Source organism: Protaetiibacter sp. SSC-01 (assembly GCF_014483895.1).
Taxonomy (GTDB): Bacteria; Actinomycetota; Actinomycetes; order Actinomycetales; family Microbacteriaceae; genus Homoserinibacter.
In genome coordinates, this window is sequence record NZ_CP059987.1 from 2,468,920 (window position 1) to 2,483,218 (window position 14,299).

A 14,299-nucleotide genomic window follows, 5' to 3' on the forward strand; every position below is an offset into this window, starting at 1 on the left:
CCGTCCGCGAGAGTACGTGCTTTTCCCCGATGACGGGCCGCCGAGGCGGAAAAGTACGTACTCTCGCGGACGGGGGTCAGCGGGGCAGCTGCTCCGCCCGCGCGAGCTTGGAGGGCCACCAGATCGCGCGGCCGATGTCGTAGGCCGCCGCCGGCACGAGCAGCGAGCGCACGATGATCGTGTCGACGAGAACGCCGAAGGCGACGATGAACGCGATCTGCGCGAGGAAGAGGATCGGGATGACGCCGAGGGCCGCGAAGGTCGCCGCGAGCACGATGCCCGCCGAGGTGATGACGCCACCCGTCACGACGAGGCCCTTGATGATGCCGGGTCGCGTGCCGATCGCCGCGCTCTCCTCGCGCACGCGCGTCATGAGGAAGATGTTGTAGTCCACCCCGAGCGCCACGAGGAACACGAACGCATACAGCGGCACCGCCGGGTCGGCCCCCGGGAACCCGAAGAACCCGTTGAACACGAGCGCCGAGACGCCGAGCGCCGCCGCGAACGACACGATGACGGTTCCGATGAGCAGCAGCGGCGCCACGATCGAGCGCAGCAGCAGCATGAGGATGAGGAAGATCACGACGAGGATGATCGGGATGATCAGGTTGCGGTCGTGGATCGACGTGTCGTTCGTGTCGACCGCGGTGGCCGTGACGCCACCGACGATCGCGTCCGGGTCGACGTCCTTGATCGCCTCGCGGAGCTCGCGCACGGTCTGCTGCGCCGCATCCGAGTCGGCCGCGTCGGCGAGCGTCGCCTGCAGCATGACCTGACCGTCGACGACGGTCGGCTCGAGCGCCACGAGCGTCGGGAACGGGAAGGGCTCCGCGTCGGTGCCCACGGGCATCGTGCCGTTGGGAGAGTTGTCGGAGACAGCGACGACCGACTCGACCCCGTCGAGGGCGAGGGCGGCATCCGCGAGCTCGGTCAGCTCGTCCTCGGAGCCGACGATGACGGCGGGGCTGCCGGAGCCGCCCGGGAAGTGCTCGCCGAGCAGCTCCTGGCCGTCGCGGGCCTGCGACTCGCTCAGGATGAGGTCGGACTGCGCGACGCCGTCGGCCTTGAGCTGCGTGACACCGAGCGCCGCGACGAGCAGCACGAGCGTCGATGCGATCCACACCGTGCGGGGGCGGCGCGAGACGAGGCGCCCGACGCCCGCCCACAGACGCGACTCCGACTCCTGCGTGCCGACCTTCGGGCGGAACGGCCAGAACGCGGCCCGGTTCGTCGCGAACAGCAGCGCGGGCAGCAGCGTCAGCGCGCCGAGCATCGCGAACACGATGCCGAGCGAGCCGACCGGGCCGAGCGCCTTGTTCGAGTTGAGGTCGCTGAACAGCAGGCACAGGAGGCCCGCGATCACGGTGCCCCCGGATGCGAGGATCGGCTCGATCGAGCCCTTGACGGCCGCCTTCGTGGCGTCCCACCGGTCGGCGTGCTCGCGCAGCGCCTCGCGGAAGCGCGAGACGTAGAGCAGCGAGTAGTCGGTCGCGGCGCCGATCACGAGGATGAACAGGATGCCCTGCACCTGCCCGTTGATCTGCACGACGCCCGCCTTCGCGAGCCACCACACGACGAGGATCGCCGCGGCGAGCGCGAACACCGAGGTGCCGAGCACGAGCACGGGCAGCAGCGGAGAGCGGTAGACGAGCAGCAGGATGACGAACACGGCGCCGAGCGCCACGATCAGCAACAGGCCGTCGATGCCGGCGAACGCGGCGACGAGGTCGGCGGAGAAGCCGGCCGGGCCGGTGACGGCCGCGGTGAGCCCGTCGGGTGCCTCGGCGATGAGCTCGCGCACCTCGCCGACCGACTCCTTGAGTTCGCCCTCGGCGTCGATCGGCACGAACACCTCGACCGCCTCGCCGTCGTCCGACGGGATGGCGGGGCTCAGCTCGCCGACGGACGGCAGCTCGGCCATCTCCTCGAGCACCTCGGCGATGAACTCCTCGTCGCCCGCCTCGAGCCCGCCCTCGCGCTGGAAGACGAGGATCGCGGGGATCTCGTCGGCGCCGAGGAACTCCCCCTGCAGTTCGGCGACGCGCGTGGCGTCGGCGCTCGCGGGCAGGTAGTCGGACTGGTCGTTCGACGAGACCTCGCCGATCTTGCCGAAGTAGGGGCCGCCGACACCCGCGGCGGCGAGCCAGCCGAGGATGAGCAGCGAGGGGAGCACGACCCGCAGCGTGCGGGCGAGGCCGGAGCGACGCGGTCGCTCGGCGGTGGCGGATGCGGGGGCGGATGCGGTGGTGGTGGTCTCGGATGCGGCGCGGCGGCTCATCGGGCCGACCGCACCTTGCCGCCGGCGGCCTCGACCTCGACGAGCGCCTGAGCGCCCGTCACGGGGTCGACGGCGGCGACGAGGTCGCTCAGCACGGTCACGGCGCGTCCCGCGGCGATCGCGTCGAGCGCCGAGGCGCGCACGCAGTAGTCCGTCGCGATGCCCACGACCTCGACCTCCGTCACCCCCAGCCGGTCGAGCTCCTCGGAGAACGCCGCCCCCTCATCCGTCGTGCCCTCGAAGATCGAGTACGCGGGCACGCCCTGCCCCTTGCGCACGTGCACGTCGACGAGCGAGGTGTCGAGCGCGGGGTGGTACTCGGCCCCGGGCGTGCCGGCGACGCAGTGGCGCGGCCAGGTGTCGACGTAGTCGGGCTCCGCATCCGCCGCGAAGTGGCCGCCGTTGTCGTCGTCGCCGTTGTGCCAGTCGCGGGAGGCGATGACCACGTCGTAGCGGTCGGGGTTCGCCTCGAGGTGCGCGGTGATGCCCTGTGCGACGGCCGCGCCGCCCTCGACGCCGAGAGCGCCGCCCTCGGTGAAGTCGTTCTGCACATCGATGATGAGCAAGGCCCTGGTCATGGGTCGTTCCCGTCAGTTGTTGGAGAGGTTGTCGCCGCAGCGGAGCGCGGCGATGGTGAGGGTGTCGAGCGCGGCGCGCGCGTCGCTCGCCTTGAGGCCCTCGGCGACGGCCGTGAAGGAGAACGCGTACTGCGCGCCGTCGGCGGCGGTGAACCATCCGGACAGCGTCGACGCGCCCGAGAGGCTGCCGGCGGCACCCGTGACGTTGTCGCGGCCCTCGGTGTTGTCGCCCGTGAAGCGGTCGACGAGAGTGCCCGACTTGCCGGCGACGGGCAGCACGCCCCGCACGACGTCGAGGCCCCCCTCGCCGCCGAGCACCTTGCGCATGAGCGCGGTCATCACCTGCGGGGGCACGGCGTCGCCCGCCGAGACACCGGACCCGTCGCGGATGGTGACGCCGTCGCTCGGGATCTCCCACGAGAGGAGGGCTCCCGTGATCGCCCCCTGCAGCGACGCGGCGCTGCCGCCCATGTCGGACTCGCGCGACACGATGCGCGCGAGCATCTCCGCGAGGGTGTGATCGTTCGCGAGGAGCATCTGCGAGATCCAGTTGCGGATCGGCTGCGACTTCACCTCCGCGAGCGTCGTCGTGCCGACCGCGCTCCCCGCGATGGTCGTGACGTCCTCGGCGACGATATCGCCGTCCACGTCGGCGTCGCGCAGAGCCTCGATGAAGGCGCTGCCGGCGCGACCGACGGGGTCGTTCGAGCGCTCGCTCACGGCGGCGCGCGGGTCGCTGCGGTCGCCGTCGACCTGCAGTGCGGTCACCTCGGAGAGGGTGCCGCGCGTCAGCTCGCCGCGGTCCCACGTCTCGTCCCAGCGGTCGTTCGCGTTCCAGTAGCCCGCGTCGAGCACGACGCGCGCGATGGGGATGTCGGGGTACTTCGCGCGGTAGTTGGCGATCGTCGTCTCCGCGAGCGTCTGCAGCTTGGGCGCACCCGGGTAGAAGCTCTCCTGGCCGGCGGGCAGGGCGGACAGCGTCGCGTCCCCGCGGCCGACGAGCACGATCGTGCCGGGGCTCGAGCCCTCGTAGACGCTCGTCGTGACCTGGAAGTCGGGACCGAGCCGCGAGATGGCGGCGGCGGCCGTGAGCACCTTCATCGCCGACGACGTGGGCGCCGGGGCGGCACCGCTGCGGTCGAAGAGCGACTCGCCGGTGTCGGTGCGCACGACCGTGCCGACGAGCCCGCCGAGACGCGGGTCGGCCGCCTGCGGGGCGATCGAGCACGTGCGCAGCCGGGTGGCGGATGCGAGCTCCGCCGGCAGAGGACGCTCCGGCGCGGCGGAGGGCTCGGGGGTGGAGACCGCGGCGCGCTGATCGCGCGAGGCCCACGCGGCTCCCGCGAACACGGCGCCCGTGCCGAGGAGCGCGAACGCGACGGCGCTCGCACCGACGATCCACGCGACGGGGTGGCGGCGCAGGAGTGCGCCGATGCCGCCGGGCGTCTTCGCAGCGGCCGGCGCCGCATCCGCGTCGACCGCGGGAGGGGTCGTCGGGGCGCCCTTGCCACGCGCGGCCTCGCGGGCAGCGCGGCGCGAGATCGGCTGCTCGTCGGTCACCTCGCAATGATACCGGCGGGGTCCCTCGGCGACCGCTGCCGGACGGCGACCCTTGCGCACGGGGCGCGGGTGCGCTACTCGCTACCCGCTACCCGCTACTCGCCGGGGTAGCGCAGCCCGATCTGCCGGCGCACCTCGTCGAGCGTCCCCATGATGCCGACCGTCTCATCCGGGGGCAGGATGTCGCCCGCCGTGACGCCCGCCGCGACGAGGCGCTCGAGCTCCGCGGCCTGGAACTGCATGCCGCGCCCGGGCACCTTCTCGTCGTAGCGCTCGACGACGTTCTCCTGCGGGTCGATGACGGTGAACGACGTCGCGTTGTACCAGACGGGGTCGATCTCGATGCGCGCCTCGGTGCCGATGACGACGGCCGTCGACGGGCCGCGGGCGTCGAGCTGCGTGTGCAGCACCGCCTGCTCCCCGCCGGGGAAGCCCAGGATGATCGCCGTCTGACGGTCGACACCCGTCGCGGTGGGCGACGAGATCGCGTGCACGGTCGATGGCGCGCCGAAGACGTCCCACGCGAACGACACCGGGTAGATGCCGAGGTCGAGCAGGGCACCGCCGCCGAGCGCCGGGTTCTGCAGACGGTGCTCGGGGTCGAGCGGCAGCTTCTGGTCGTGGTCGGCGATGACCGCGCGCACCTCGCCGAGGGTGCCGGATGCCATGATCTCGCGGATCCGCACCATGTGCGGCAGCCATCGGGTCCACATCGCCTCGAGCACGACGAGGCCCTTCGACGCACCCAGCTCGACGACGCGACGGGCCTCATCCGCGTTGAGGGTGAACGGCTTCTCGACGAGCACGTGCTTGCCGTGCTCCAGCGCGAGCAGCGCGTTCTCGGCGTGGAACGGATGCGGCGTCGCGACGTAGATGACGTCGACCTCGGGGTCGGCGGCGAGCGCCTCGTAGCTCGCGTGCGCCCGCGGCAGGCCGAACTCGGCGGCGAACGCGTCGGCGCCCTCCTGCGATCGGGAGCCCACAGCGGTCACCGTGAACCCGGCGAGCTGCAGGTCGGTGGTGAACATGCGGGCGATGAGCCCGGTCCCGAGGATGCCCCAGCGCAGTCGTTCGCTCATGCGTCCAGCGTAGGGGCCGCGGGCCGCGCATCCGTCTCCCTACCGGGCCTCGCGGCCCACGGATGCGCGGCCTGCGGAGTCTGTCAGCAGCCGCCCCAGCGGGCCGCCGCGCGCGCGAAACCGTAGCCGTCGTTGGGCAGGCCGCCGTGCACCATCGCGAAGCAGATGACAACGCCGCCCATCGAGCCCGAGTACGTCGGGCGGTAGAGCGACTTCTGGTGCGATGCCGAGTTCCACCACTTCTGCGCGACCGTGGCTCCCGAGTTGCCGGAGCCGCCCGCGAGGTTGCCGTCGCATCCGACCGCCGGCGCGCCGTCGGAGCGCGGCGTGCCGTTGTGGCCCCACGCGCTGTTGACGTCAGGGCTCGGATCCTCGGCGATCCAGAACAGCCGCGCCTCCATGCACGCGTCGTAGCGGAAGTTCGACATCGGCACGGGCTCGAGGCAGTTCGCGACGCGGATGGCGTTGTACTGCGCCGCGAACGACTGCAGGTCGGCCGAGGTGGTGCCGCCGACCCCGCCCGCCGACGTGATGCCGGGGGCGCCCGGCGTCGAGCCGCCCACGTTGCCGGGGCACGACTGCCCGGCCGCCTGGCGTGCGGCGACGCGCTCCGCGGTGCCGCTGCGGCGGGCCGCCGGCGACTGCGGGATTACGACGGGCTTCGGCACCGGCTTCTGCGCGAGGTGCTCGGAGTCGACCCGCAGGTCGCGCTCCGGCTTCGCGGGCAGCGCGTCGGACTCGACGGCGATGGCGACGGCAGCGAGAGCGGATGCGGTGTCGCCGACGCGCCCCGTCGTCGCGACGGGCGACGTGGCCGCGACGGGCAGCATGGCGCCGCCTTCGGCGTGCGCGGAGGTGCCGGATGCCGGTCCCCCGCCCCCGACGAACGGCAGGCCGAGCGCGAGCACGGCACCGAAGACCGTCCCCACGAGAATCGTGCGCTTGAGCACTCTTGAACCCCCCAGTTCAAGATGTCCCCGCCTCCCCCCACAGGAGCCGGATAGCGCCTCCCCCCACAGGCTGCGCTACGCGAGACAGGCTACGCGCGGTCGACAGGAAGGTCGACCCCCCGGGCAGGGGACAACATCCCCGCTGCGGTCGTCGTGAATCGGAGCCGCCTGTGGGAATCGAACCCACGACCTTCTCATTACGAGTGAGACGCTCTGCCGACTGAGCTAAGGCGGCGTGCGCTGCGAGCAGCGGCACAGCCTCCGAGCATAGCCGATCTTTCGGGGTGCTCGAACCGCGGCCGCGACGCCCCCTCCCGCTGGTTGAGTAGCCGCGCGCCGCGCGCACTCGACCAGCGGCAAAGCGGCACCCGCGGTCAAGCGGCGACCCGCGTCAGCACATGGGGTCGGCCGCCGGCACGACGCCGTCGACGAGGTACGCGTCCGCGATCTCCGTGACGCACTCGCTGTCGCCGTAGGCCGTGTGCCCCTCGCCGCGGTGGGTCACGAGGTGCCCGCGTTCGAGCTGCGAGGCGAGCGCCTGCGCCCACACGTACGGGGTCGCGGGGTCGTTGGTCGTGCCGATGACGAGGATGTCGGGCGAGCCCGGCGCGCTGATCGGCCCGCGCTCGACGGTCGACGCGAAAGGCCACTGCGGACACTGGGCGCCGCCGTACGCCATCCACGGCCCGAACACGGGCGCCTCCTCCGCGAGCTGCGCAGCCTGCGCGCGCATCGTGTCGCGGTCGCCGTCGCTCGGGTAGTCGAGGCAGTTGATGGCGATGAACGACTCGGTGCCGTTGCTCGAGTAGGTGCCGCCTGCCTCGCGGTCGTTGTAGACGTCGGCGAGGAAGAACGCGGTGTCGCTGCCGCCGTCGAAGGTCTCCTGGAAGAGCTCGTCGAGGTACACCCAGTTGCCGCGGTTGTAGAGCGGCAGGATGATCGCGCTGAACATCGTGCTCGCCCCGAGCCGTCGGCCGTCGCGCCCCGCGAGGGGTCGCGCGTCGAGCTGTCGCAGCAGCTCGGCGATGCGGGTACGCGCCGCCTCGACGGTGCCCCCAAAGGGACACTCCTCGCGCTCGAGGCAGTCCTCGAGGTACGCCGTGAGCGCGCCCTCGAACCCCCGCGCCTGCGTGAGGCTCACGTCGAACTCGGTCGTCGAGGGGTCGACCGCCCCGTCGAGCACGAGCCGGCCCGCGCGGTCGGGGTAGAGCTCGGCGTAGCGGGCCCCGAGGTAGGTGCCGTAGGAGTACCCGATGTAGCTGAGCTTCTCGTCGCCGAGCACCGCCCGCAGCAGGTCGAGGTCGCGTGCTGCGCTGATCGTGTCGACGTGCTCGAGCAGCGGTCCGGTGTGCTCGAGGCACCCGAGCCCGAACTGCCGGTTGCGCTCCTCGGCGGCGGTGATCCACGCATCCGAGCCGCGCTCTCCCGCCACGATGCCGTAGATGAAGTCGTCGAGCTCTGCGTCGTCGGCGGTGCACTGCACGGGCGTGGACGCGCCGACACCACGCGGGTCGAAGCCCACGACGTGGAACTCGCGCTGCAGGGTCTCGCTCGTCGCGAAGTCGATGGAGTCGCGGATGAAGTCGACGCCCGAGCCGCCCGGCCCGCCGGGGTCGACGAGCAGCGAGCCGCGCGCCTTGCCACCGGTCGCGGGCTGGCGGATGAGCGCGAGCTCGATCGTGTCGCCCGCAGGGTCCGCCCAGTCGAGCGGCGCGGTCGCGGCGGCGCACTGCAGGCCCGTGCCGCATCCGGTCCATCGCAGCACCTGGTGGTAGTACGGCGCGAGCTCGGCCGGCACGTCCTCGCCCGTCGGGGTCGAGGTGGCCGACGGGCGCGTCGGCATGAACCACGACACGCAGCCCGTGAGCAGCAGGGCCGCGGCGACGGCGGCGGCGAGAGCGCTCATCCCCCGCCGCGCGATGCGGCGCGTCACCGGGTTCCCGCCGGGGCGCGGCGGATGGCCGAGACGAGCATCGCCTCGAGCGCGAGCGCGGGCGCGACGTTGCCCTCGATGCGGGTGCGCGCCTCGCCGATCGCGTCGAGCGTCGCGAGGGTCTGCGCGGGCGTCGACCGCTCTGCGGCCTGCGCGAGCTCGGGGTAGATCGCGAGGTTCACGGGCTCGAGCTCGACGCCGAGCTGCAGCAGCAGCACGTCGCGGTAGAGCGAGAGCAGGTCGACGAGGATGCGGTCGATGCCGTCGCGCAGGCTGCGAGTGGCCCGGCGCTTCTGGTCCTCCTCGAGCACCTTGAGCTGGGCGCGCAGCGCGGGCGGCACGGTGCCGCCGGGCTCGACGCCGAGCGACCGCAGGGCCTGCTCGCGCTCCTCGGCGTCGCGCTCCTCGGTGATGGCCTTGGCATCCTGCCCGGCGATGTCGAGCAGCTCGGCGGCGGCGAGCACGGCGCCGGAGACGCTGCGGATGCCGAGGGCGAGCTCCATGGTGCGCTTGCGGCGCTCGCGGGCTTTCTCATCGGTCGCGAGGCGGTGCGCCATGCCGATGTGGGCCTGGGCCTCGCGGGCGGCGCGCATGGCATCCGGGCGGCTCACGCCGTCGCGGCGCTCGATGAGCTCGGCGACGTCGTCGACGCTCGGCACGCGGAGGCGCACCGACCGCACGCGCGAGCGGATGGTCGGCAGCAGGTCGGCCTCGCTCGGGGCGCAGAGGATCCAGATGGTGCGCTCGGGCGGCTCCTCGAGCGCCTTGAGCAGCACGTTGGACGTGCGCTCCGCCATCCGGTCGGCGTCCTCGATCACCATGACGCGGTAGCGCCCGACCGAGGGCGAGAACTGGCTCGCGGTGACGAGCTTGCGCACGTCCTCGATCTTGATGATGACGGCCTCGGTGCTGAGCACGGCGAGGTCGGGGTGCGTGCGGGCGGCGACCTGCGCGGCCGTGTGCTCGAGGTCGCCCGGCACGTCGGGGCGCGCGAGCAGCTCGGTCGCGAAGGCGTAGGCGAGCGTCGAGCGGCCCGATCCGGGCGGGCCGGTGATGAGCCAGGAGTGCGCGAGCGACTCACCGGATGCGGCGGCGCGCACGGTCGCGATCGCCTCCGCCTGGCCGGTCAGCTCGTCCCAGATGCCGCTCATCGTTGTCAGGCTACGCGAGCAGGTCCGACACCCGGTGCCGGATGCGCGCGGCGAGCGCGTCGACGGGTTCGGTCGCGTCGAGCACGAGGAAGCGCTCGGGCTCGGCCGCGGCGAGCGCGAGGTACGCCTCGCGCACGCGGTGGTGGAACTCGGCGGCCTCCGCCTCGAGGCGGTCGTAGCGCGTGCGGGAGTCGTCGAGTCGCGCGCGACCCGTCTCGATGTCGAGGTCGAGGAGCACCGTGAGGTCGGGGAGCAAGCCCTCGGTCGCCCACAGCGACACGTTCCGCACCTCGTCGGGGTCGAGCACGCGGCCCGCGCCCTGGTATGCGACGGACGAGTCGAGGTAGCGGTCCTGGATGACGATGTCGCCGCGCTCGAGCGCGGGGCGCACGACGGTCGCGATGTTGTGCGCGCGGTCGGCGGCGTAGAGGAGCGCCTCGGCGCGCGGGGCGATGTAGCCGCGTCGGTGCAGGATGATCTCCCGCAGCTCGCTGCCGAGTTCGGTGCCGCCGGGCTCGCGCGCGTGCACGACCGTGCGCCCCTGGTCGGCGAGCCATTCCGTGAGGAGCGCCACCTGGGTCGACTTGCCCGACCCGTCGCCGCCCTCGAAGGTGAGGAACAGGCCGCGGGCCGCCATCAGCGCTTCTTCGCCGCGGCGGGCTTCTTCGCGCGGGTGGCGGGCTTCTTCTTGACCGGTCCCTTGGCGCGCTTGTCGGCGAGCAGCTGCACGGCGCGGTCGAAGTCGACGCCCTCGACGGTCTCGCCGCGCGGGATGGTCGCGTTGGTCTCGCCGTCGGTCACGTAGGGCCCGAAGCGGCCGTCGCGGATGCGGATCGGCTTGCCGCTCGTCGGGTCGGCGTCGAACTCCTTGAGCGCGCTCGACGGGCGACGGGCGCCGTACTTCGGCTGAGCGAAGATCTCGAGCGCGGCGGGCAGCTCGATCGTGAAGATCTGCTCCTCGCTCTCGAGCGAGCGCGAGTCGGTGCCCTTCTTGAGGTACGGCCCGTAGCGGCCGTTCTGGGCCGTGATGGGCTCGCCCGTCTCCGGGTCCTCGCCCACGGTGCGCGGCAGCTCGAGCAGCTTGAGTGCCGTCTCGAGGTCGATCGTGGCGACCTCCATCGACTTGAAGAGGGATGCGGTGCGCGGCTTCGGCGCGGCGGCCTTCTTCGTCGCCTTCTTCTTCTTGGGCTTCTCGTCGACCACCTCGCCCGTGGCGGGGTCGACGGCGACGCCTTCGACCTGCGCGGGCGCATCCGCCTCGGGCTCGGGCTCGAGCTCGGTGACGTACGGGCCGTAGCGGCCGTCCTTGACGACGATCGTCTTGCCGTTGGCGGGGTTCTCGCCGAGCACGCGGTCGGTCACGATGGGCGCCTCGATGAGCTCACGGGCCTTCGCGGGCGTGAGTTCGTCGGGGGCGACGTCCTCGGGCACGTTGACGCGGCGCGGGGTCTCGGATCCGTCCTCGACCTCGAGGTAGGGGCCGTAGCGGCCGACACGCAGGGTGATGCCGTCGTCGATGCGGATCGAGTTGACCTCGCGGGCGTCGATGTCGCCGAGGTTGTCGACGATCTCGCGCAGGCCGGGGTGCTCGCCGCCTCCGAAGTAGAACTGGTTGAGCCAGTCGACGCGCGCCGCCTCGCCGCTGGCGATCTTGTCGAGGTCGTCTTCCATTTCGGCCGTGAAGTCGTACTCCACGAGCTCGCTGAAGTGGTCCTCGAGCAGGCGCACGACGCTGAACGCGATCCAGTTGGGCACGAGCGCCTGGCCACGCGGGGTCACGTAGCCGCGGTCGATGATGGTCGAGATGATCGAGGCGTAGGTCGAGGGGCGTCCGATGCCGAGCTCCTCGAGCGCCTTCACGAGGCTCGCCTCGGTGTAGCGCGGCGGCGGGGTCGTGTCGTGGCCCTTGGCCTGGAGCTCGGCGACCGTGAGCGCCTGGCCCTCCTCGAGCGGCGGCAGCTTGGCGCTCGCCTCGTCGGCGGCGTTGCGCGCCTCGTCGCGACCCTCCTCGTACGCGGCCTGGTAGCCGCGGAAGGTGATGACGGTTCCGGATGCGGTGAACTCTGCGCGCGCGCCCTCGCCCCCGTCGGCGGCGATCGTGACGGTCGCGGTCGAGCCCTTCGCGTCGGCCATCTGGCTCGCGATGGTGCGCTTCCAGATGAGGTCGTAGAGCTTGAACTCGTCGCCGCGCAGCTGCGAGCTGAGCTCGGCGGGCGTGCGGAAGGTGTCGCCCGAGGGGCGGATGGCCTCGTGGGCCTCCTGCGCGTTCTTCGACTTGGAGGCGTAGACGCGCGGCTTCTCGGGGATCGAGTCGGCGCCGTAGAGCTTGACCGCCTGCGAGCGCGCCGCGTCGATCGCCTGCTGCGAGAGCGTCGTCGAGTCGGTGCGCATGTAGGTGATGTAGCCGTTCTCGTAGAGCGACTGCGCGAGGCTCATGGTCGTGCGCGCCGAGAAGCGCAGCTTGCGCGAGGCCTCCTGCTGGAGGGTCGACGTCGTGAACGGTGCGGCGGGGCGACGCGAGTACGGCTTCGTCTCGAGCTTCGCGACGGTGAACGTCGCGGTGTCCGCGCGCAGCGCGTCGACGAGGGTGTCGGCGGCGCGCTCGTCGAGCGCCACGACATCCGCCTTGAGCTTGCCGGCGTCGTCGAAGTCGCCGCCCTGGGCGATGCGCTTGCCCTCCAATCGGGCGAGGCGCGCGGTGAAGGAGGAGTCGGCGTCGGCGGCGGCGAGCTCGGCCGTGAGGTCCCAGTAGTTCGCCGAGACGAACGCGAGGCGCTCGCGCTCACGGTCGACGACGAGGCGCGTCGCGGCGGACTGCACGCGGCCGGCCGAGAGCCCCGGACCGACCTTGCGCCACAGCACAGGCGAGATCTCGAAGCCGTAGAGGCGGTCGAGGATGCGGCGGGTCTCCTGCGCGTCGACGAGGGCGGTGTCGATCTCGCGGGTGTTCTGCTCGGCGCGCTGGATGGCGTCCTTGGTGATCTCGTGGAACACCATGCGCTTGACGGGCACCTTGGGCTTGAGCACCTCGAGCAGGTGCCACGCGATGGCCTCCCCCTCGCGGTCTTCATCCGTTGCGAGGTAGAGCTCGTCGGCTTCTTTGAGCGCGCGCTTGAGCTCGGTGACCGTCTTCTTCTTGCTGTCAGAGACGACGTAGTAGGGCTCGAACCCGTTGTCGACGTCGACCGAGAATTTGCCGAGGCTGCCCTTCTTGAGCTCGGGCGGCAGGTCCTTGGTGTCGATGAGGTCGCGGATGTGCCCGACGGAGGCCTGCACCTCGTATCCGTCGCCGAGGTACTGCGCGATCGTGCGCGCCTTCGCGGGCGACTCGACGATCACGAGCTTCTTCGTGGGCACTCCGTGTTTCCTTCCGTAGATCCGAGGCACACCATACACACACAGTCAGGGCGTCGCCTCGCGCTGTCTCGGGTCTTTGGTCCCGGATGCGGCGCGCCCCTACGGGGCGGGTCCGGCCCGCGAATCCGCCGTGATCACGACTCCCGCGAGCTCGAGCCTCGTCTCGACGACCACCTCTGCGCCCTCGACGCGGCATCCGGCGAGGGCCACGCGATGCGCTGCGGCCACCCGCGCGGCGAGAGCGCACGGCTCGCCCGCGACGGCGCCGAGGAGCGCGTCGGCTGCCGCGAGGGCGGCTCCGTCGGCAGCGGCGACGACGCGCTGTCGCGTGGTGAGCGCGCCTCCGAGCGCGACGACCGCGAGCGCGCACATGACGGTCGCGGCGACGAGCGCGAGCGCCGTGATGCCGCCGGCGCCGCGGTCGGTGGCGAGCCAGCCGAGGAACCGGTCGCCGGCACCCGGGCGCGGGCGACGCGGGGGCCGGCGGTGTCGCGACCGCATCAGCGTCCTCCGTCGAGAGCGCAGCTGCTCGCGACGAGCGTCAGTCCGGCGACCGCCGCGGGGCCGCGGGCGGCCGCCTCGAGCCGTGCGCACACGAGCCCGTCAGATCGGGACACCGAGACGGATGCGCCCGACGCCGCGCGTGCGACACGGCCCGCCACGGCGCCCGGCGCCTCTCCCCTGCCGTAGCCGCGTGCCGCATCCGCTGCCGCATCCTGCAGCCGCAGCTGCTGCGCGCCGACGCCGATCGCGCCCACGCACACCGCGAGCACGAGCGCGACGGCGGGGAACGCGACGGCGAACTCCGCCGCGGCGGCCCCCTCGTCGTCAGCCGCCGAACGCGAGCGCATCGCGCACGAGGTCGGTGAGGATCTGCTGCACCTCCGCCGAGCGCAGGATGACCACGAGCAGGCCGGCGAAGCCGACCGCCGCCATGATCGTGATCGCGTACTCGGCGGTCGCGGCGCCCTCGTCTCGCCGCATGCGGTTCGCGAGCCGCTTCATCCGGGTTCCCATGGGATTCCTCTTATCTGTCGTGGATGGCGCGCCCACACCCCATGCTCATCGAGTCGCCACCGCCCCGCGCCGCCGCATCCCACATCCGTGGACGCCCCCGCGTCGTGCCCCCTGTTGACGACCGGCCCGCGCACCCGTCCGCCGCCGCAAGGCAGCTTTTTCGCTGTTTTGCAGGAGTTGCGCTGTTGTGCAGGAGCCCCGCCGTTATGCAGGAGTCCCGCGGTTGCGCAGGAGCTGACTGTTGTGCAGGACTTCCGAGCGCGCACCCTGGCGCAACCCCCGGCTTTACGGCGCGCTCGCGCGACCCTCCTGCACAACAGCGCGAGGTTCCTGCACAACGGCCCAACTCCTGCACAACAGCGCGAGGTTCCTGCACAACAGCGGGACTCCTGCACA

General features: G+C 72.2%; 12 protein-coding genes and 1 tRNA gene. All 13 read right to left on the reverse strand.

Going from position 1 to position 14,299, the window contains the following annotated elements; translation table 11 throughout:
• Positions 1 to 76: 76 nt before the first annotated feature.
• Positions 77 to 2,278: an MMPL family transporter gene (locus H4J02_RS11650; protein WP_187674734.1), complete on the reverse strand. Its 2,202-nt coding sequence runs from the start codon at positions 2,276 to 2,278 to the stop codon at positions 77 to 79.
• Positions 2,275 to 2,856 carry an isochorismatase family protein gene (locus H4J02_RS11655; RefSeq protein WP_187674735.1) on the reverse strand — a complete coding sequence of 194 codons (582 nt, stop codon included), beginning with the start codon at positions 2,854 to 2,856 and terminating at the stop codon, positions 2,275 to 2,277. Before H4J02_RS11655 ends, H4J02_RS11650 begins: the two co-directional genes overlap by 4 nt.
• 12 nt (positions 2,857 to 2,868) lie before the next feature.
• The gene (locus H4J02_RS11660; RefSeq protein ID WP_187674736.1) at positions 2,869 to 4,416 is read right to left on the reverse strand and encodes a D-alanyl-D-alanine carboxypeptidase; all 1,548 of its coding nucleotides are present in this window, start codon (positions 4,414 to 4,416) and stop codon (positions 2,869 to 2,871) included.
• Positions 4,417 to 4,511: 95 nt separating this feature from the next.
• Positions 4,512 to 5,495 carry a Gfo/Idh/MocA family protein gene (locus tag H4J02_RS11665; protein WP_187674737.1) on the reverse strand — a complete coding sequence of 328 codons (984 nt, stop codon included), beginning with the start codon at positions 5,493 to 5,495 and terminating at the stop codon, positions 4,512 to 4,514.
• An 83-nt stretch (positions 5,496 to 5,578) separates the two neighbouring features.
• A complete protein-coding gene (locus H4J02_RS11670; protein ID WP_187674738.1) occupies positions 5,579 to 6,445 on the reverse strand; it encodes a hypothetical protein in 867 nt (288 codons plus the stop codon).
• Positions 6,446 to 6,607: 162 nt separating this feature from the next.
• A tRNA-Thr gene (locus H4J02_RS11675) sits at positions 6,608 to 6,680 on the reverse strand.
• A 156-nt stretch (positions 6,681 to 6,836) separates the two neighbouring features.
• Positions 6,837 to 8,351, reverse strand: coding sequence for an alpha/beta hydrolase (locus tag H4J02_RS11680; RefSeq protein ID WP_187674739.1), 1,515 nt, complete (start codon positions 8,349 to 8,351; stop codon positions 6,837 to 6,839).
• Positions 8,352 to 8,374: 23 nt separating this feature from the next.
• Entirely contained in the window at positions 8,375 to 9,529 is a 1,155-nt protein-coding gene (locus H4J02_RS11685; protein ID WP_187674740.1) for a DNA polymerase III subunit delta', read from the reverse strand.
• 10 nt (positions 9,530 to 9,539) lie between these two features.
• Positions 9,540 to 10,166: a dTMP kinase gene (gene tmk / locus H4J02_RS11690; protein WP_187674741.1), complete on the reverse strand. Its 627-nt coding sequence runs from the start codon at positions 10,164 to 10,166 to the stop codon at positions 9,540 to 9,542.
• The gene (gene topA / locus H4J02_RS11695; RefSeq protein WP_187674742.1) at positions 10,166 to 12,886 is read right to left on the reverse strand and encodes a type I DNA topoisomerase; all 2,721 of its coding nucleotides are present in this window, start codon (positions 12,884 to 12,886) and stop codon (positions 10,166 to 10,168) included. The genes tmk and topA overlap by 1 nt, the downstream gene beginning before the upstream one ends.
• Before the next feature lie 99 nt (positions 12,887 to 12,985).
• On the reverse strand, positions 12,986 to 13,387 hold the full coding sequence (locus tag H4J02_RS11700; RefSeq protein WP_187674743.1) for an Rv3654c family TadE-like protein: 402 nt from the start codon (positions 13,385 to 13,387) through the stop codon (positions 12,986 to 12,988).
• The gene (locus tag H4J02_RS11705; protein ID WP_187674744.1) at positions 13,387 to 13,737 is read right to left on the reverse strand and encodes a TadE family type IV pilus minor pilin; all 351 of its coding nucleotides are present in this window, start codon (positions 13,735 to 13,737) and stop codon (positions 13,387 to 13,389) included. The genes H4J02_RS11700 and H4J02_RS11705 overlap by 1 nt, the downstream gene beginning before the upstream one ends.
• On the reverse strand, positions 13,715 to 13,903 hold the full coding sequence (locus tag H4J02_RS11710) for a DUF4244 domain-containing protein (protein WP_262406068.1): 189 nt from the start codon (positions 13,901 to 13,903) through the stop codon (positions 13,715 to 13,717). The genes H4J02_RS11705 and H4J02_RS11710 overlap by 23 nt, the downstream gene beginning before the upstream one ends.
• Positions 13,904 to 14,299 lie beyond the last annotated feature (396 nt).